At 61.6% G+C, this 16,808-nt stretch carries 19 protein-coding genes (1 of these 19 running past the window's edge); 10 read left to right on the plus strand and 9 right to left on the minus strand.

Annotation, left to right across the window (positions count from 1 at the left end):
• Positions 1-1,179, minus strand: the 5' portion of a protein-coding gene (locus tag KVQ74_RS27395; protein ID WP_217834500.1) for an aspartate aminotransferase family protein. Its footprint begins 171 nt before the window's first position; the window shows 1,179 of its 1,350 coding nt (coding positions 1-1,179); the start codon lies at positions 1,177-1,179; its stop codon lies off the left edge, out of view.
• Between the two features lie 138 nt (positions 1,180-1,317).
• On the opposite strand from KVQ74_RS27395, the gene KVQ74_RS27400 reads away from it, so the two are divergent.
• From KVQ74_RS27400 to KVQ74_RS27415, 4 genes are all read left to right on the plus strand, one after another.
• On the plus strand, positions 1,318-2,238 hold the full coding sequence (locus KVQ74_RS27400) for a LysR family transcriptional regulator (protein ID WP_217834501.1): 921 nt from the start codon (positions 1,318-1,320) through the stop codon (positions 2,236-2,238).
• A gap of 108 nt (positions 2,239-2,346) precedes the next feature.
• Positions 2,347-2,997 carry a TetR/AcrR family transcriptional regulator gene (locus KVQ74_RS27405; protein WP_217834502.1) on the plus strand — a complete coding sequence of 217 codons (651 nt, stop codon included), beginning with the start codon at positions 2,347-2,349 and terminating at the stop codon, positions 2,995-2,997.
• Positions 2,998-3,004: 7 nt separating this feature from the next.
• The gene (locus KVQ74_RS27410; RefSeq protein ID WP_217834503.1) at positions 3,005-3,586 is read left to right on the plus strand and encodes an IMPACT family protein; all 582 of its coding nucleotides are present in this window, start codon (positions 3,005-3,007) and stop codon (positions 3,584-3,586) included.
• 442 nt (positions 3,587-4,028) lie between these two features.
• Positions 4,029-5,120 (plus strand): calcium:proton antiporter, encoded by a 1,092-nt coding sequence (locus tag KVQ74_RS27415; protein WP_217834504.1) that lies wholly within the window; start codon positions 4,029-4,031, stop codon positions 5,118-5,120.
• Positions 5,121-5,183: 63 nt separating this feature from the next.
• Here the strand turns inward: KVQ74_RS27415 and KVQ74_RS27420 are convergent, their stop codons facing one another.
• The 3 genes from KVQ74_RS27420 to KVQ74_RS27430 all read right to left on the minus strand — a co-directional run bounded on the left by KVQ74_RS27420 (position 5,184) and on the right by KVQ74_RS27430 (position 7,802).
• Positions 5,184-6,542, minus strand: coding sequence for an 8-oxoguanine deaminase (locus tag KVQ74_RS27420; RefSeq protein WP_217834505.1), 1,359 nt, complete (start codon positions 6,540-6,542; stop codon positions 5,184-5,186).
• A 198-nt stretch (positions 6,543-6,740) separates the two neighbouring features.
• Entirely contained in the window at positions 6,741-7,427 is a 687-nt protein-coding gene (locus KVQ74_RS27425) for an SDR family oxidoreductase (protein WP_217834506.1), read from the minus strand.
• Between the two features lie 24 nt (positions 7,428-7,451).
• Positions 7,452-7,802: a MerR family transcriptional regulator gene (locus KVQ74_RS27430; RefSeq protein ID WP_217834507.1), complete on the minus strand. Its 351-nt coding sequence runs from the start codon at positions 7,800-7,802 to the stop codon at positions 7,452-7,454.
• Between the two features lie 85 nt (positions 7,803-7,887).
• On the opposite strand from KVQ74_RS27430, the gene KVQ74_RS27435 reads away from it, so the two are divergent.
• Together KVQ74_RS27435 and KVQ74_RS27440 are read left to right on the plus strand one after the other, a co-directional pair.
• Positions 7,888-8,331: a hypothetical protein gene (locus KVQ74_RS27435; protein ID WP_217834508.1), complete on the plus strand. Its 444-nt coding sequence runs from the start codon at positions 7,888-7,890 to the stop codon at positions 8,329-8,331.
• Positions 8,332-8,451: 120 nt separating this feature from the next.
• Entirely contained in the window at positions 8,452-9,405 is a 954-nt protein-coding gene (locus KVQ74_RS27440; protein ID WP_217834509.1) for an adenosine deaminase, read from the plus strand.
• 42 nt (positions 9,406-9,447) lie between these two features.
• On the opposite strand, the gene KVQ74_RS27445 is transcribed toward KVQ74_RS27440, so the two are convergent.
• From KVQ74_RS27445 to KVQ74_RS27455, 3 genes are all read right to left on the minus strand, one after another.
• Positions 9,448-10,824, minus strand: coding sequence for an MFS transporter (locus KVQ74_RS27445; protein WP_217834510.1), 1,377 nt, complete (start codon positions 10,822-10,824; stop codon positions 9,448-9,450).
• A 128-nt stretch (positions 10,825-10,952) separates the two neighbouring features.
• Positions 10,953-11,687 carry an ArsR/SmtB family transcription factor gene (locus KVQ74_RS27450; RefSeq protein WP_217834511.1) on the minus strand — a complete coding sequence of 245 codons (735 nt, stop codon included), beginning with the start codon at positions 11,685-11,687 and terminating at the stop codon, positions 10,953-10,955.
• Between the two features lie 316 nt (positions 11,688-12,003).
• Positions 12,004-12,933: a LysR family transcriptional regulator gene (locus KVQ74_RS27455; protein ID WP_217834512.1), complete on the minus strand. Its 930-nt coding sequence runs from the start codon at positions 12,931-12,933 to the stop codon at positions 12,004-12,006.
• A gap of 118 nt (positions 12,934-13,051) precedes the next feature.
• Between KVQ74_RS27455 and KVQ74_RS27460 the strand changes: the two genes are divergently transcribed.
• From KVQ74_RS27460 to KVQ74_RS27470, 3 genes are all read left to right on the plus strand, one after another.
• Positions 13,052-13,345, plus strand: a complete 294-nt coding sequence (locus KVQ74_RS27460) for a putative quinol monooxygenase (protein ID WP_217834513.1) — start codon at positions 13,052-13,054, stop codon at positions 13,343-13,345.
• 32 nt (positions 13,346-13,377) lie between these two features.
• On the plus strand, positions 13,378-14,391 hold the full coding sequence (locus KVQ74_RS27465) for a zinc-binding alcohol dehydrogenase family protein (RefSeq protein WP_217834514.1): 1,014 nt from the start codon (positions 13,378-13,380) through the stop codon (positions 14,389-14,391).
• Positions 14,392-14,544: 153 nt separating this feature from the next.
• Entirely contained in the window at positions 14,545-14,718 is a 174-nt protein-coding gene (locus KVQ74_RS27470) for a hypothetical protein (RefSeq protein ID WP_217834515.1), read from the plus strand.
• A 10-nt stretch (positions 14,719-14,728) separates the two neighbouring features.
• On the opposite strand, the gene KVQ74_RS27475 is transcribed toward KVQ74_RS27470, so the two are convergent.
• Together KVQ74_RS27475 and KVQ74_RS27480 are read right to left on the minus strand one after the other, a co-directional pair.
• The gene (locus KVQ74_RS27475; RefSeq protein WP_217834516.1) at positions 14,729-15,931 is read right to left on the minus strand and encodes a multidrug effflux MFS transporter; all 1,203 of its coding nucleotides are present in this window, start codon (positions 15,929-15,931) and stop codon (positions 14,729-14,731) included.
• Between the two features lie 101 nt (positions 15,932-16,032).
• Positions 16,033-16,230 carry a heavy-metal-associated domain-containing protein gene (locus KVQ74_RS27480; RefSeq protein ID WP_217834517.1) on the minus strand — a complete coding sequence of 66 codons (198 nt, stop codon included), beginning with the start codon at positions 16,228-16,230 and terminating at the stop codon, positions 16,033-16,035.
• Between the two features lie 148 nt (positions 16,231-16,378).
• Between KVQ74_RS27480 and KVQ74_RS27485 the strand changes: the two genes are divergently transcribed.
• Positions 16,379-16,762, plus strand: a complete 384-nt coding sequence (locus KVQ74_RS27485; RefSeq protein ID WP_217834518.1) for a hypothetical protein — start codon at positions 16,379-16,381, stop codon at positions 16,760-16,762.
• The last annotated feature ends 46 nt before the right edge of the window (positions 16,763-16,808 follow it).

Below are 16,808 nucleotides of genomic sequence, written 5' to 3' on the forward strand. Positions count from 1 at the left end.
GTCACGGCCGGCGATCTGGATTGCACCGGCCAGGCCGTAGTTGCGAATGTCGATGACATTCTTCGAACCTTTCAGGCCGTGCAGCGCGTTTTCGAAATGCGGTGCGACTTCGGCGACGCTCTGTACCAGGTTTTCCTTTTGCAGCAGATCGAGTGCCGCCAGGCCAGCAGCGCAGGCCACCGGGTGCGCCGAGTAGGTGTAACCGTGCGGGAATTCCACGGCGTACTCCGGAGTCGGCTGGTTCATGAAGGTCTGATAGATCTCGGAACTGGCAATCACCGCGCCCATCGGGATCGCGCCGTTGGTGACTTGCTTGGCGATGCACATCAGGTCCGGGGTCACGTCGAACGTGGTGGCGCCGAACATGGTGCCGGTACGGCCGAAACCGGTGATCACTTCGTCGAACACCAGCAGGATGTTGTGCTGGTCGCAGATTTCGCGCAGACGCTTGAGGTAACCCTGCGGCGGAACCAGTACGCCAGCGGAACCGGCCAGCGGCTCAACGAAGACAGCAGCGATGTTCGAAGCGTCGTGCAGCTCGATCAGCTTCAGCAGCTCGTCGGCCAGGGCAATGCCGCCCTGCTCCGGCATGCCACGGGAGAATGCATTGCTCGCCAGCAGGGTGTGCGGCAGATGATCGACATCCATCATGGCCTGACCGAACACCTTGCGGTTGCCGTTGACGCCACCGAGGCTGGTGCCGGCAATGTTCACACCGTGATAGCCACGGGCGCGACCGATCATTTTGGTCTTGGTCGACTGGCCTTTCAGGCGCCAGTAGGCACGCACCATTTTCACCGCCGTGTCGGCACATTCGGAGCCGGAGTCGGTGAAGAACACGTGATTCAGGTTGCCCGGGGTCAGCTCGGTGATTTTCTCCGCCAGCTGGAAAGACAGCGGGTGGCCGTACTGGAAGCCTGGCGAGTAATCGAGGGTGCCCAGTTGTTTGGCGACCGCTTCCTGGATTTCCTTGCGGGTGTGACCGGCGCCGCAGGTCCACAGACCGGACAGCGAGTCGTACACCTTGCGGCCCTTATCGTCGATCAGCCAGCTGCCTTCGGCACCGACGATCAGACGCGGATCGCGCTGGAAGTTGCGGTTGGCGGTGTACGGCATCCAGTGCGCGTCCAGCTTCAGTTGGCTGGCCAGTGGCGACGACGCGTTTTCAGGCATGTTCATCGGGAAAAACCTCGCAGGGCATAAGCAGCAGGGAGATAGAAAGCGTTGTTGCAGCTAAATTGCCACGGCGATAAAGTCGGTGAAATTCAACTCTTCTAACCTTCAGTTAGCCCACTACTAAACTATTGGACATTCCCGATGAGTACTCGCCGCCCCGATCCGCTGGCCCAGGTCAGCGACTTCGATATTCGCCTGCTGAGGATTTTTCGCAGCGTGGTGGAATGCGGCGGCTTCTCGGCGGCGGAAACCGTGCTCGGCATCGGACGCTCGGCGATCAGCCAGCAAATGAGCGACCTGGAACAACGTCTCGGCCTGCGCCTGTGTCAGCGCGGACGCGCCGGTTTTTCCCTGACCGAAGAAGGTCGCGAGGTCTATCAATCGGCGTTGCAGCTGTTGAGTGCCCTGGAAAGTTTCCGCACCGAGGTCAACGGTCTGCACCAGCACTTGCGCGGCGAGCTGATCATTGGCCTGACCGATAATCTGGTCACCCTGCCCCACATGCGCATCACCCACGCTCTCGCCCAGTTGAAGGAGCGCGGGCCGGATGTGCAGATCCAGATCCGCATGATCGCGCCCAACGAAGTCGAACAAGGCGTACTCGACGGACGTCTGCATGTCGGCGTGGTGCCGCAGGCCAGTGCCTTGTCCGGGCTGGAGTACCAGCCGTTGTACAGCGAGCGTTCGTTGCTTTATTGCGCGGTCGGCCATCCGCTGTTTTATGTCGATGACAAGCAACTGGACGACGAACGCCTCAACAGTCAGGACGCCATCGCCCCGACCTTCCGCTTGCCGGCGGAAATCCAGGCGCACTATCAGGCGCTCAATTGCACCGCCAGTGCCTCCGACCGCGAGGGCATGGCCTTTCTGATCCTCACCGGGCGCTATATCGGTTATCTGCCGGATCACTACGCCAGCCTTTGGGTGCAGCAGGGACGCCTGCGTGCGCTGAAATCGACAACGCGGTTCTACGACCTGAGTCTCGCCTCGGTCACCCGCAAGGGCCGACGTCCGCATCTGGTGCTGGAGAGTTTTCTCGAAAGTCTGGCAGCCACTCGCTGAACAAGATCGAACAGGCACAACGATTTTGTCGTGTCAGGACTTGTCGGATGCTGGCAGGTGCGCTATCAACGCAAATGGTTGCACCCACCGACAAACCCGGAAACGCCCATGACCTTTGAAGTCCCTGCCCATGGCGGCAAACCCGCCGGCCGCATTCGTCAGAAAAACGAAGAGACCATCATCAAAGCCGCCGAAGACGAGTTCGCCCGTCACGGGTATCAAGGCACCAGCATGAACACCATCGCCGTGAAGGCCGGGTTGCCCAAGGCGAACCTGCATTACTACTTCACCAATAAGCTCGGTTTGTATGTGGCGGTGCTGAGCAACATCCTCGAATTGTGGGACAGCACCTTCAACACCCTCACCGCCGAAGACGATCCGGCCGAAGCGCTGACCCGTTATATCCGCGCGAAAATGGAGTTTTCCCGACGCCAGCCGCAGGCCTCGCGAATCTTTGCGATGGAAGTGATCAGCGGCGGTGAATGCCTCAGCGAATATTTCAATCAGGATTATCGCGCCTGGTTCCAGAGCCGGGCGGCGGTGTTCCAGGCATGGATCGACGCTGGCAAGATGGATCCGGTGGACCCGGTACACCTGATTTTCCTGCTGTGGGGCAGCACTCAGCACTACGCCGACTTCGCCACGCAGATCTGCCGTGTCACCGGGCGCAGCAAGTTGACCAAGCAAGACATGGAAGATGCCGGCAACAACCTGATCCGCATCATTCTCAAAGGCTGCGGCCTCACTTCTTCTCTATAAGACGTCTATGCCATTCACCCTCAGCGGCTTTTGCGAATACCGCGAAGAGATTCGCAAAAGCCGCTTCATCACCTTCGCCGCCCCGATCAACAGCCCCGCCGAAGCGCAGGCGTTCATCGAGCAGCACAGCGACTTGAACGCCTCGCACAATTGCTGGGCGTGGAAACTCGGCGACCAATACCGCAGCAACGACGACGGCGAACCCGGCGGCACCGCCGGCCGGCCGATCCTGGCCGCCATCGAGGCACAGGACTGCGATCAGGTCGCGGTGCTGGTGATCCGCTGGTACGGCGGCATTCAACTGGGCACCGGCGGGCTGGCCCGGGCCTATGGCGGCGGCGCGAACAAGTGCCTGCAAGCGGCGGCCAAAGTCGAGTTGATCAGCCGCGTACCGTTGCACTGCTCCTGCGGTTTCGCCGAATTGGCACTGGTGAAATTGCGCGTGGCGGACCTCGGTGGCCTGGTGGTGGAGGAACACTTCACGGCCAATGGCGTCGACTTGCAACTGGCGCTGGGTGAAGCGCAGATCGCGCTGCTGCAGAGTCAACTGGCGGATCTGAGTCGAGGGCGGATTTTGCTCCAGCGCTAGACGATCGCTTATTCCATCGAGTTGCCCACATCTGCTGTGTACCCAACTGTGGATAACCTGAGCACATACCGCTGTAACCCTTCTGTAATGCGGCTTTGCGGCATTTGCTCACTTTTCGTTCAATTCTGTCGACGAACTGTAAATTTCAATTAGAAACAATCAGTTAGCTTCGTTTATCACCATTAGAAGAAAGCACCGCAGTGCTTATGCCCGGTCTCGCCGCTTGCGCACAAATACTGTGGAGCAACCTGTGGATAACCCGTTCATGGCTGGCGCAGTCGCAGGTTCCGCATAGCCCCTGAGCTTTTGCCTATTTTTTAACCAGCCCGCAGCGACTACAAACTGAAACGGATGCAACCCAAGGCTGGGCTAAGGTGTAACGAAACGTTAGTGCCGCCCCGCAGTCAGTAGCTCATCCGCCCCCTGCGCAAAAAGGCCCGCCATGCTCTCGATCCTCAAGCAAGAAACCTTTCTGCTGCTGGCCCTGATCGCCGCCATCGTCGCTTATCCACTGGAACACTGGTTGCTGCACAGCGGCCAGGTCGTCGCGCTGGTCGCCGGTCTGGTGCTGATCGCATTCATTGTCGCCGCCTCGATGCGCGTCGCCCATCAGGCCGAACTGCTCGCGGAAAAGGTTGGCGACCCCTACGGCACGATGATCCTGACGCTGGCCGCGGTGCTGGTGGAAGTGGTGATTCTGGCCATCATGATGAGCAACGAAGCCTCGGCGACCCTGGTGCGCGACACGATTTACTCGGCGGTGATGCTCGACATCAACGGCATCCTCGGTCTCGCCGCGCTGATGGGCGGGATCAAGCATGGCGAACAGTCCTACAACGACGATTCGGCGCGCAGTTACAGCGTGATGATTCTTACCGCCATGGGCGTATCGATGGTGGTCCCGGAGTTCATTCCCGAGGCCAACTGGAAGCTCTACTCGGCCTTCACCATTGGCGCGATGGTGGTGCTTTACGCCTTGTTCCTGCGGATGCAGGTCGGCCCGCACAGTTACTTTTTCAGCTACAGCTATCCGGACAAACGCCGCCGGAAAGAACCGGTGGAACAGGAGCCGAAACCGCTCAGCCTGGGTCTGTCGATCGGCATTCTGGTGTTCGGGGTGGTGGTGATCGGCGCATTGGCCGAGGTGATGTCCAAGACCCTCGATCTGGGCCTGGAAGGCAGCGGCGCACCGCCGGTGATCACGGCGATCCTGGTGGCCGCGATCTCGGCCGCGCCGGAAATTCTGACCGCACTGCGCGCTGCCCTGGCCAACCGCATGCAGTCGGTGGTCAACATCGCCATGGGCGCATCGTTGTCGACGGTGATCCTCACGGTGCCGGTGATGGAAGCGATGGCGCTCTACACCGGCCAGCCGTTCCAGATGGCGATGACGCCCGTGCAGACGGTGATGATTTTCCTGACGCTGATCGTCAGCGCGATCAACCTCAACGACGGGGAAACCAATGCCATCGAAGGCATGACGCATTTCGTGCTGTTTGCGACATTCATCATGTTGTCGCTGTTGGGCCTTTGAAAGCACCATGAAACCCCAAAATGTGGGAGCACGCCCGCTCCCACAATTTTTATCGGCGGGGAATCAGGAACCGGCGATCAACTGCCGCGCCGCCTGGCTGTGATCGGCAATCAGGCCTTTGAGATCCAGCCCTTCGACCTGGCCGTCGACCACTCGCCACTGGCCGCCGACCATCACCCGATCCGCCCGATCCGCGCCGCACAGCAGCAGCGCCGAGACTGGATCGTGACTGCCGGAGAAACGCAGTTCATCCAGCTTGAACAAGGCCAGGTCGGCCTGTTTGCCCACCGCCAGCTCACCGATGTCGGTACGCCCCAGCAGGCTCGCCGAGCCTTTGGTCGCCCAGCCCAGCACGCGCTCCGGCGTGATCTTCTCGGCGCCGTAACGCAGGCGCTGGATGTACAGGGCCTGACGTGCTTCGAGGATCATGTTCGAGGCATCGTTGGACGCCGAACCGTCCACGCCCAGGCCAAACAATGCGCCAGCATCCGTCAGTTCGATGCTCGGGCAGATGCCGGACGCCAGGCGCATGTTCGAGCTCGGGCAGTGGCAGATGCCGGTGCCCGCTGCGCCGAGACGAGCGATTTCGTCCGGGTTGAAGTGGATGCCGTGGGCCAGCCAGGTGCGCGGGCCGAGCCAGCCGACGCTGTCCAGATAATCCACGGTACGCAGGCCGAAGCGTTGCAGGCAGAAATCTTCCTCGTCGAGGGTTTCGGCAAGGTGGGTGTGCAGGCGCACATCAAGTTTGTTGGCGAGTTCGGCGCTGGCGGACATGATTTCCGGGGTCACCGAGAACGGCGAGCATGGCGCGAGGGCGATCTGGATCTGCGCGCCGTCACCGCGCTCGTGGTACTCGTGAATCAAGCGCTGACTGTCGTCGAGAATCACCTGGCCTTCCTGCACGGTCTGCTGCGGTGGCAGACCGCCGTCCTTTTCGCCGAGGCTCATAGAACCACGGGTGAGCATGGCGCGCATGCCCAGTTCACGCACGGTTTCGACTTGTACGTCGATGGCGTTTTCCAGACCGTCCGGGAACAGGTAATGGTGATCGGCTGCGGTGGTGCAACCCGACAGCAGCAGCTCGGCCAGTGCGACTTTGCTGGCGAGGGCCAGTTTTTCCGGGGTCAGGCGCGCCCACACCGGGTACAGGGTTTTCAGCCACGGGAACAACGGCTGATTGACCACCGGCGCCCAGGCGCGGGTGAGGGTCTGATAGAAATGATGATGGGTGTTGATCAGGCCCGGCAGGACCACATGTTCACGGGCGTCGAACACTTCGCTGCACGGTGCGGACGGTTGCTGGCCGGCGCCAAGCACTTCGCTGATCACACCGTCTTGCAGCACCAGGCCACCACGGGCATCGAGACCGTTGGCGGTGAAAATGGCGAGGGGATTTTTTAACCAGATACGGGTCGCAGGCATTGTGGCCGGCTCCTCTGAAAGTTGGGTTCAGGGTTGCCAGCTCAGTGTTGCCCTGTCTGCTGATCCAGGGTCGTCGCGAGGACGAGGTGCGGAGTTTCAAACAATTTGTTGCGGCGGGCAAGTCCAACCCGACAGGACAGCACCGGTCCTCTGTGAGAGCGAGCAAGCCCGCGCCCACAGAGGCACGATTTTCACTGCTTACCAGGGAATCGTTTCGCCCTTGTAGTTGATGAAGTAGTGCCCGCCCTTGCCGGTAAACGCATTGACCTGATCGACCAGACCGCGAGTGCTGGTTTCCACGTCGATGTCGGCACCGTCACCGCCCATGTCGGTTTTCACCCAGCCCGGATGCAGCGACAGCACGGTCAGTTTCTGCTCGCCCAATTGCGTGACGAAGCTGTTGGTCATCGAGTTCAGCGCCGCCTTGCTGGCCTTGTACAACGCCAGTTCCGGCGCGTCGGCCACGGTCACGCTGCCCAGCCCCGAACTCATGAACGCCAGCACACCGCTGCCGTCGCGAATCTGCCCGACAAAGCGCTGGGCGAGGTTGATCGGTGCCACGGCGTTGGTGAAAAACAACTGGCCGACCTCCGCCAGCGTCGCGCCACCCGGCGTCTGCACTTCCGGCCCCTTGACCCCGGCATTGACGAACAGCAGGTCGAACATTTCACCCTTGAGCTGCTGGCTCAGGGCGATGACCGCTTGCTGGTCGTCCATGTCGAGCTTCTCGATGCGCACCGGCCCCAGCGCTTGCAGGGCTTGGGCGTTCTGCGGGTTGCGCACGGTGGCGGTGACTTGCCAGCCGTCGGCCAGCAGCGTCTTCACCAGCCCGAGGCCCAGGCCACGGGAGGCGCCGATGATCAGTGCGTTTTTTGCCTTGGACATGTGGGTTTCCTTGATTGAAGGGGATCACGGATTCAATGGACAGCGTTGACCGAGCCGTTGCTGCAACTCGTGGCGCAAGGCGCCGAGTTCGCTCATGCGGGTTTCGATCAGTTGCAATTTGTCGCGCAGCAATTGGCTCACGGCATTGTCGGGATCGGGCGCATTCCATAACGCGGCAACGCTGTTGCCGATCTCGCCGAGGGTAAAGCCCAGTCGCTGCGCAGTCTTGATGTAGAGCACCAGTTGCACCATTTCCGGTGGGTAGTCGCGATAACCGTTGGCACTGCGCTGCGCCGCGATCAGCCCGCGCTGCTCGTAAAAGCGCAGGGTGTCACGGCTGACGGCGCTGGCCTGGGCTAACTCACCGATGCGCATGGCGGATGTCTCGAATGGGCTATTGACCCTGGAGCATACTCCAGGCTTTACCGTGGATGCTCCCTGAATTTCTGGAGCATGGATGATGTGGACTTCGACGCAGTATCGACAACTGGTGCGCGGCAGTGCCTGGTATGACCTGATTGTCACGGCCGCATTTGCCACACCGTGGACCTTTGCCGCACTGCATGGGGTTTTGACCACGCTCAGCCGGACGCTGGAGTTGCCCGGCGAACTGCCGGTCTTCGAGCCTGTGCATATGTTGATGGCGAATCTGCTGGGATCGGTGGTGTGCGTGTGGGCGGTGCTGCGGATTCGCGATCCGCAAATCATTTATGGGCGCTATGACGCGGTGGCGCGGTTCTTGTTCGCGGCCTGGCAGCTTTACGCGCTGTTGCATGGCGCCAGTTCGTTACTGGTGGGTTTCCTGTTCTTTGAATTGGCGTGGGGGGTTATTCAGGTGTTGCCGGTGCGGGCCTCTTCGCGGGCAAGCCCGCTCCCGCAGGGAATTCGCGTGAGCCCGGACTGATGTTCACCGCCTCGGCACCCGCCCGTCACTTGCCCCGACGGATCGACTGGTCAGGTTTTGCCAATTGTTTCGACGCGCACCTGTAGAATGGCGGCGATCTGCACCTGATGAGAAAAGAATATGTACGACTGGCTGAACGCCTTGCCCAAGGCCGAACTGCACCTGCACCTCGAAGGCTCGCTGGAGCCCGAGCTGCTGTTCACTCTGGCCGAACGCAACAAGATCGCCCTGCCGTGGAGCGACGTCGAAACCCTACGCAAGGCCTATGCCTTCAACAATCTGCAGGAATTCCTCGACCTGTATTACCAGGGCGCCGATGTGCTGCGCACCTCCCAGGATTTCTACGACCTGACCTGGGCGTACCTGCTGCGCTGCAAAGAACAGAACGTGATCCACACCGAACCGTTCTTCGATCCGCAGACCCACACCGATCGGGGCATTCCCTTCGAAGTGGTGCTCAACGGCATCGCCGCCGCGCTGAAGGATGGCGAGCAGCAACTGGGCATCACCAGCGGCTTGATCCTGAGCTTCCTGCGTCACCTGAGCGAAGAAGAAGCACAGAAAACCCTCGACCAGGCGCTGCCGTTCCGTGATGCGTTCGTCGCCGTGGGTCTGGACAGCTCCGAGATGGGTCACCCGCCGAGCAAGTTCCAGCGTGTGTTCGATCGCGCCCGCGCCGAAGGTTTCCTGACCGTCGCCCACGCCGGCGAGGAAGGCCCGCCGGAGTACATCTGGGAAGCCATCGACCTGCTGAAAATCCAGCGCATCGACCATGGCGTGCGCGCCATCGAAGACGAGCGCCTGATGCAGCGGATCATCGACGAGCAGATCCCGCTGACCGTGTGCCCGTTGTCGAACACCAAGCTCTGCGTGTTCGATCACATGTCGCAGCACAACATCCTCGACATGCTCGAGCGCGGTGTGAAGGTCACGGTGAACTCCGATGACCCGGCGTATTTCGGCGGCTACGTCACCGAAAACTTCCACGCCCTGCACACCCACCTGGGCATGACCCAGGATCAGGCCAAGCGCCTGGCGCAGAACAGCCTGGATGCCCGGTTGGTGAAACCGTAATCCGGTGTGGGAGTGGGCTTGCCCACTCCCACAGGTTTCAGTTCAACCGCTGACCTCAGTCAACTCCTCCAGTGTCTTCCCTCGCGTTTCCATCCCGAACAGCCACACCACCCCCGCCGCAATCGCAAAACACAACGCGCCCAACGCAAACACCCCGCCCTGCCCGGTGACCGGAAACACCAGCCCGGTGACCAGTGGCCCGAGCAGCGAACCGACACGGCCGATCGCCGAGGCGAAGCCCGAGCCCGTCGCCCGCGCGGATGTCGGGTACAACTCCGGCGTGTAGGTGTAGAGCACCGCCCACATGCCGAACAGGAAAAACTGCATCAGCAAGCCCGAGCCGACCAGCAGCGCCACATTGCCGCCGAACACCGCGCTCTGACCGTAGAGAAACGCCATCACCCCGCCGCCGAGCAAGGTGACGATGCACACCGGCTTGCGCCCCCAGCGCTCCACCAGCCACGCCGCCATGAGAAATCCGGGAATTCCGCCGAGGGAAATCAGCACGGTGTAGTAGACCGACTGAGTCACGGCGAACCCCGATTGTTGCAACAGCGCACTGAGCCAGGAGGTCAGGCCATAGAAACCCAGCAAGGCGAAGAACCACAGGCTCCAGATCATCGTCGTGCGCTGGCGATACAGCGGTGACCAGATCTGCCTGAGCGCCGAAAAGAAATTGCCCGGTGGCGTCACGATTCTCGGCAACCGCACCGGCTCCGGCAATGACGCGCCACCGAGGGATGAGCGCACCCGGTCTTCTATTGCGTTCAACACTTTGTCCGCTGCCGCATGACGTCCGGCCTGTTCCAGCCAGCGCGGCGACTCGGGAATGAAAAAGCGGATCGCCAGGACAAACACTGCCGGCACCGCCAACACCAGAAAGATGTCGCGCCAGCCAATCACCGGCAGGAGGAAATACGACAACACCCCGGCAGCGACGAAGCCCAGCGGCCAGAAACCGTCCATCAAGGCAATGTAGCGCCCGCGACGACTGGCCGGGATCAGCTCGGACAGCATCGATTGGGCAATCGGAAACTCCATGCCCATGCCGATCCCCAGCAGGATACGGAACAGAGTCAGCGTTTCGACGGTTTGCGCCGTGGAACACAGGTAGCTGGCCACGCCCCACAACACGATGCTCCACTGGAACACCGGTTTGCGCCCGAAGCGGTCGGCTAGCATGCCCGACAATGACGCCCCCAGGACCATGCCGAAAAAGCTCGAACTGGCGAGCAACCCGGCCTGGGCACTGCTCAGGCCGAACTCGGTTTTGATCGAGCCGAGCAGGAAAGTCATCATCGCCAGGTCCATGGAGTCGAAGAAAAACGCCAGGGCAATGATGATGAAAATGATCCGGTGATAACCGCTGAGCGGCAGCCGTTCCAGTCGTTCCGCCGCACTGAAGCCTTGTTTGTCCATGCCACATCCCCCCATCCGGAAAATCCCCGGATCGAGTGTGCGCGATAGGCCCGACGGCTCAGTGCTGGATGCGACCTGTTCGCAGTCGTGGACGACGCCGGCACTGACACCATGTTTGCGAAAGCGCTCTACAACGCCATTTCCAGTTCGGTTTCCTGGGCGAAGCGATGAATCTCCCGCTGCCCGGCCGCCGTGAGTTGCAGGGCGCGGGAATCATTGGGCAGGGTCAGCCAGCCAGACTGCATGAACAATTGCAGCAACGCTGCGCCGAGGGTGCCGCCCATGTGCGGACGACGCTCGCTCCAGTCCGGACAGGCACAGGCCACCTGCACGTTGCGATGGGCCAGGGCCTGGATGAACACGCCGCGCCGGGCCAATTGGGTCGAGCCCTTGTGCGTGACCACCACCCGATGTTCGATCTGTTCGATCCAGCCGGCATCGAGCAGACGCTGATAAAGATCGGCCGCCAGCGTACCGCCCAGATGGTCGTCGCAGAACCGCGCGCGCAACAGCGACGACGGCGCCGCCTGTGAGCGGGCGATGGGAGTGCTGCGTTTGAACGCTTCGGGAATGGGCTGCGGGGCACTGGCAATCGTGGCACTGGCCAGGGCTTCGATGGCGGCGCCGATTTCCGGAGCGGCCAGACGGAAATAGCGCTTGCGTCCACGGGACTCGACTTTCAACAGACCGCCAGCGGACAAACGCCCCAGGTGCGCACTGGCCGAGGATGGCGACAGCCCCGCCAGCAACGCCAGCTCCTCGGTCTGCCGGGCCGAGCCATCCATCAACGCCCACATCATCGCGCTGCGTTTGGGATCGGCCAGCAACGTGGCGATCTGGCTGATGCAAGGTGCATGTTCCATGTATTCACTCCCTGTTGAATCGTATCGTCTGCTGCTCACGGACATCTTGACCAGTAATGAGTCGTCGGCCAAGACGCGAAAATCGCCCTGAACCGGGGCAAGGCAGACCGCTGGCGCAGCAGGCTGCGGCGAAAACCCGCGCCCCTTGCGCGACCGCAGTCCGCGCCCGGGCGACTCAATGTAATCGTGCCCGGTCCGGCATGCCGGTACAGGCATGCGGCGGGCGCTAGTATAAGCCGGTTGCTCGCCGCTTCCTGCGTCGGAGCCGGCGCGGTTGGTGATTGTTCCTGACAGAAATTTCGCTATTTACCTGCGACTAATGAGCAGCCTTGGAGAAAGCGGGAAATCGGCTACTCAATTCGGTGCATCGGCTGGCGAGCATTTCCCTCAGCAGGTTCACTGGCTTACTCAATTGAGCGCGATGGGCGCACAGCAGATTCAGCGGTGCGCGTTCACACAACAGCTCCGGAAGCAGGACTTTCAGACGCCCGGCGAGCACATCGGCGGCCACGTCGAGCCACGACTTGTAGGCGATGCCGGCCCCCGCCAGCGCCCACAGGCGCACCACATCGGCATCGTCGCTGAAGCGGTCACCGCTGACCGTCAGGCCGACCTCTCGCTTGCCGTCATGGAAACTCCAGTAGTCATGCACCCGGCTGCCGAGCATGTACAACAGGCAATTGTGCTGCGCCAGTTGTTCGAGCTGTTGCGGTTCGCCGTGCCGTGCCAGATAACCCGGCGCGGCACAGAGTACCCGGCGGTTGTGCGGGGCGATGGGCAGCGCCACCAGACTGGAGTCTTCCGGCTCGCCATAGCGCAGGGCGATGTCCACCGGCTGGCGAAACAGATCGGCGATCCGGTCCCCCAGCAGCAGGCGCACGGTAAGTTTCGGGTGTTCGCGCTGAAACTCGTCGAGCCACGGCAACAGCAGGTTGCGGCCAAAATCCGAGGGCGCCGACAGCTGCAAGATTCCGCTGACCTGATCCTGCCCGCTCGCCAGCAGCCGTCGGCCTTCCTCAAGATTGCCCAGCGCCGCCCGGGCATACTCGAGAAACCCCTCGCCTTCCGCCGTCAGGCGCAGACTGCGGGTGGAGCGCGCCAACAGCCTCGCGCCCAGTTGCTGTTCGATACGTTTGAGGGCCGCGCTGGCAACCGCCGCCGACATGTCCATGACCCGCGCGGCAGCCGACAGACTGCCCAGGTCCGCCGCCCGGACAAACAACTGCAAGTCGTCGAAACGCAACATCTTCAGCCCCGATTATCAAAAAAATATTGAAAGAGACTGCTCTTTTAACGGGTTTTATCTTGCGGAGAAATGGCCAATCATCTGGTCCATCGTATTCATCCCGTTTCCGGAGCCGAGCATGTCCCAAGCATTCACCGCCATCGCCACCCTGATCGCCAGACCCGGCCAGCAAGACAGCCTCGAACACGCCTTGCGCGCACTGATCGAACCGACCCGCGCCGAGGCCGGTTGCAGCCAGTATGACCTGCATCAGGACCTGGCCAACCCGCTCGCCTTCTACATGATCGAACACTGGGCCAGTGAAGAAGCCCTGCAGGCCCACGATGCCAGCGCACATATCCAGAACTTCCGGGCCAGGGCTGGCGAGTTTCTCGAGCATTTCGAACTCAAGCGCCTGCGCGCCCTCGCCTGAATCCTTCTTCTATTACTGTTACGGAGCAAGCCATGAAAGCCATCGCCTATTACGCGTCGCTGCCGATCAGCGACGAAAAATCCCTGCAGGACATCGAGCTGCCGGAGCCGGTCGCCGGCCCGCGCGATCTGCTGGTGGAAGTCAAAGCCATCTCGGTCAACCCGGTGGATACCAAGGTGCGGCAGAACGTTGCGCCTGAAGGCGGCGCAGTGAAAGTGCTGGGTTGGGACGTGGCCGGGGTGGTCAAGGCTGTCGGCAGTGAGGTGACGCTGTTCAAGGCTGGCGACAAGGTGTTCTACGCCGGCTCGATCGCCCGTGCCGGCGGCAACAGCGAGCGGCATGTGGTCGATGAGCGCATCGTCGGTCATATGCCGAAAACCCTGGGTTTCGCCGACGCCGCCGCCCTGCCGCTGACCGCCATTACCGCTTGGGAACTGTTGTTCGAACGCCTGCAGATCCGCGAAGGCAAGACCGACGAAGGCCAGAGCCTGTTGATCGTTGGCGCCGCCGGAGGCGTGGGTTCGATCCTGACCCAACTGGCCCGTCAGTTGACCGGCCTCAAGGTGATCGGCACCGCTTCCCGTCCGCAGACCCGTGACTGGGTGACCGAGCTGGGTGCCGACCTGGTGATCGACCACAGCCAGCCGCTGAGTGAAGAACTGAAACGCGCCGGGGTCGCGAACGTCAGCCACGTCGCCAGCCTGACCCAGACCGATCATCACCTGGACCAACTGGTCGAGGCCCTGGCACCGCAAGGCAAACTGGCGCTGATCGACGATCCGAAGACCCTGGACGTGACCAGGCTCAAGCGCAAGAGCCTGTCGCTGCACTGGGAGTTCATGTACACCCGTTCGCTGTTTGAAACAGCCGACATGATCGAGCAGCACAAGCTGCTCAACCGGGTGGCCGCGTTGATTGATGCGGGGACGTTGAAGACCACGGTCGGTGAGCACTTCGGCAGCATCAACGCCGCCAACCTGCGCCGCGCCCATGAATTGCTCGAAAGCGGCAAGGCCAAGGGGAAAATTGTTTTAGAAGGTTTCTGAAACAGCGAAACACCGCCGTCCCCGCCAGTTGCAACGGGGATGGCGGTGTTTTTTGCCGTCAGTCCGACAATTGACCGTTGTCACAATTGCGATCGTATTCAGGACTACAATCGAAGCCTCTGCGGTACATCTTTTACGCACGGGAGGTCAGCAATGAAGATCCTGATAAAAGAAGTGGCAAAGTCCCAGTGGCAAGTCCGGCTCGATCAGCATGCCGTGACGTTCCGCAGTGAGGCCGAAGCTCGGGCCTTCACTCGCACCCTCGAAGCGCGCCTGTACGCGCCCCATCAGATTCCCGACCTGAGCCAGCACCGCGCTGCCGGCTGAGGCCAGTCGCTCACGCTCCGGCCTGGGCTTGCGCCAGTGCCCGGGCATTCTGCAAACGCCGGGTGAGCATCGCGACGCTCACTACCAGCACTCCGCACAGGCTGATGACCATGGCCATCGGCACGGCTGTGCCATCGTGCAAAACACCGACCAGCGCCGCCGCGCCGGACGCGACACTGAATTGCAGAAAACCGAGCAGCGCCGAGGCGCTGCCGGCCCGCGCCCCCTGGCCGTTCATTGCACAGGCCGAGGCATTGGGCAGGATGCAGCCGAGACTGGCGATGCACACAAACAACGGAATCAGCAGCGGCCATAGCGACGCGGTGTGCAAGGAGCTGACGGCCAGCAACGCCAGGCCCGCGCCCAGATAGACCCACACCGCCCGTGCCAGCAGAAACGCCGGACCACGTTTGGCCAGCAGCCGCGCATTGATCTGCGCCACGAGAATGAATCCCGCCGCGTTGGTGCCGAACAGCCAGCCGAAATGCTCGGCCGGGACACCGTAGAGTTTGATGAACACGAATGGCGAACCGGCGATGTAGGAAAACATCCCGGCAATGGCGATGCCGCCCGTCAGGGCATGGCCGAGGTACACCGGATCCTTGATCAGCCGACCATACTGGCGCAGCGCACCGGACAACGGCTGGCGCGGTACATGGGCCGGCAGACTTTCCGGCAGCCCGAGAGCCACGGCCAATCCGGCCAGGGCACTGAAACCGGTCAGTACGAGGAAGATCGACTGCCAGCCCGACGTATTGACCAGCAGCCCGCCCAGCATCGGCGCGAGAATCGGTGCCAGGCCCATCACCAGCATCAGTTGCGAGAAGACTTTCGCCGCTCCCACCGCATCGCATTTATCGCTGACCACCGCCCGGGAAATCACCATCCCCGCACAACCGCCCAGGGCCTGAACGAAGCGCGCGCCGATCAGCCATTCCAGATTCGGCGCATAGGCACAGGCCAGCGAGGCAAGGGTAAACAACCCGACGCCGCCCAGCAAAGGAACGCGCCGGCCAAAGCGGTCGGCCACCGGGCCATACAACAGCTGGCCGATCGACAGACCGAGGAAATACGCCGCCAGCGTCAGCTGGACATGTTTCTCATCGGTGCCGAACGCAAGCGCCATGGTCGGGAACGCCGGCAGGTAGAAGTCGATCGCCAACGGGCCGAAGGCGCTCAAGGCACCGAGAATCAAAATGATACGGAAGTTCATCAGGCGTCCTGGGTCAGACAATTGGGTGCAGGTATGCGACCCGACAGTCTAGCCCCGAGAGAACGCCTTGAACATTCCGGTAGCTCGCTAACTATTAAAATTCACACGAGCTTGATGCCATAACCTTCCTCGCTGATCGCGGCGATCACCTGTTCGGCGCTCAATGTGCTTTCCACGCCGACCTCCCTGGCTGCCAGATCGACCCGCACGCTGGCGCCAGGATCCTTGGTCTGCACGGCGTTGGTGATGGCTTTGACGCAATGACCGCAGGACATGCCTTCAACACTGAACACTTGCATGGAATGACTCCTTTTCGTGAGATTGCCGGCAGTTTCGAGCTTGCCATCATGGCAAGGTCAAGTTCTGCAAAAAACTGCCGGGCTGGCAATCGGCGCCGCGCTCGGCCAAGCTGCGTGCATCAATGATTCGAATTCAGGAGATTCAGCCATGCGCTGGTCAGCTTTCAGCCTGTTTGGCCTACTCAGCCTCTTTGCCGCAGTCCCTTCGGTGCAAGCCGCCGGGGAGGATTACGGGGTGCTGATCATTTCCCGCGAACGCCTGGAAGTGGCGACGTCCTGCGAGATCGGTGTGTACATCCAGGATCAACTGTCGGCACGGCTGTTCCAGGAACAGAGCACCTCGTTCAACCTGCCGGCGGGCAATGTCTCGCTGCGGCTGAAACTGCTGCCGGGGCAAATGCCGGGCTGCAATCCGGGAATGCTCGCGCCGGGCTCCCAGGAAATCAGACTGCATGCCGGGGATATCCTGAAGTTCCGGATCGCAATGAACGCCGAAGGCATGTACCTCAAGCCGGCGACCCTCGGCTACTGAGTGACCTGCCCTGAGCGGGGTCTGAAGATTGGCGCTTGACCTTGCC

The sequence above is a fragment of the Pseudomonas botevensis genome (genome assembly GCF_019145475.1).
Taxonomy (GTDB): Bacteria; Pseudomonadota; Gammaproteobacteria; order Pseudomonadales; family Pseudomonadaceae; genus Aquipseudomonas; species Aquipseudomonas botevensis.

Bases quoted from the DNA above. Each gene is read 5' to 3' on its own strand.
- KVQ74_RS27485 (WP_217834518.1), top strand. From the start codon at position 16,379: ATGCGCTGGTCAGCTTTCAGCCTGTTTGGCCTACTCAGCCTCTTTGCC.
- KVQ74_RS27475 (WP_217834516.1), bottom strand. From the start codon at position 15,931: ATGAACTTCCGTATCATTTTGATTCTCGGTGCCTTGAGCGCCTTCGGC.
- KVQ74_RS27410 (WP_217834503.1), top strand. From the start codon at position 3,005: ATGCCATTCACCCTCAGCGGCTTTTGCGAATACCGCGAAGAGATTCGC.
- KVQ74_RS27465 (WP_217834514.1), top strand. From the start codon at position 13,378: ATGAAAGCCATCGCCTATTACGCGTCGCTGCCGATCAGCGACGAAAAA.
- KVQ74_RS27455 (WP_217834512.1), bottom strand. From the start codon at position 12,933: ATGTTGCGTTTCGACGACTTGCAGTTGTTTGTCCGGGCGGCGGACCTG.
- KVQ74_RS27425 (WP_217834506.1), bottom strand. From the start codon at position 7,427: ATGTCCAAGGCAAAAAACGCACTGATCATCGGCGCCTCCCGTGGCCTG.
- KVQ74_RS27440 (WP_217834509.1), top strand. From the start codon at position 8,452: ATGTACGACTGGCTGAACGCCTTGCCCAAGGCCGAACTGCACCTGCAC.
- KVQ74_RS27480 (WP_217834517.1), bottom strand. From the start codon at position 16,230: ATGCAAGTGTTCAGTGTTGAAGGCATGTCCTGCGGTCATTGCGTCAAA.
- KVQ74_RS27420 (WP_217834505.1), bottom strand. From the start codon at position 6,542: ATGCCTGCGACCCGTATCTGGTTAAAAAATCCCCTCGCCATTTTCACC.
- KVQ74_RS27460 (WP_217834513.1), top strand. From the start codon at position 13,052: ATGTCCCAAGCATTCACCGCCATCGCCACCCTGATCGCCAGACCCGGC.
- KVQ74_RS27470 (WP_217834515.1), top strand. From the start codon at position 14,545: ATGAAGATCCTGATAAAAGAAGTGGCAAAGTCCCAGTGGCAAGTCCGG.
- KVQ74_RS27445 (WP_217834510.1), bottom strand. From the start codon at position 10,824: ATGGACAAACAAGGCTTCAGTGCGGCGGAACGACTGGAACGGCTGCCG.
- KVQ74_RS27435 (WP_217834508.1), top strand. From the start codon at position 7,888: ATGTGGACTTCGACGCAGTATCGACAACTGGTGCGCGGCAGTGCCTGG.
- KVQ74_RS27450 (WP_217834511.1), bottom strand. From the start codon at position 11,687: ATGGAACATGCACCTTGCATCAGCCAGATCGCCACGTTGCTGGCCGAT.
- KVQ74_RS27415 (WP_217834504.1), top strand. From the start codon at position 4,029: ATGCTCTCGATCCTCAAGCAAGAAACCTTTCTGCTGCTGGCCCTGATC.
- KVQ74_RS27405 (WP_217834502.1), top strand. From the start codon at position 2,347: ATGACCTTTGAAGTCCCTGCCCATGGCGGCAAACCCGCCGGCCGCATT.
- KVQ74_RS27400 (WP_217834501.1), top strand. From the start codon at position 1,318: ATGAGTACTCGCCGCCCCGATCCGCTGGCCCAGGTCAGCGACTTCGAT.
- KVQ74_RS27430 (WP_217834507.1), bottom strand. From the start codon at position 7,802: ATGCGCATCGGTGAGTTAGCCCAGGCCAGCGCCGTCAGCCGTGACACC.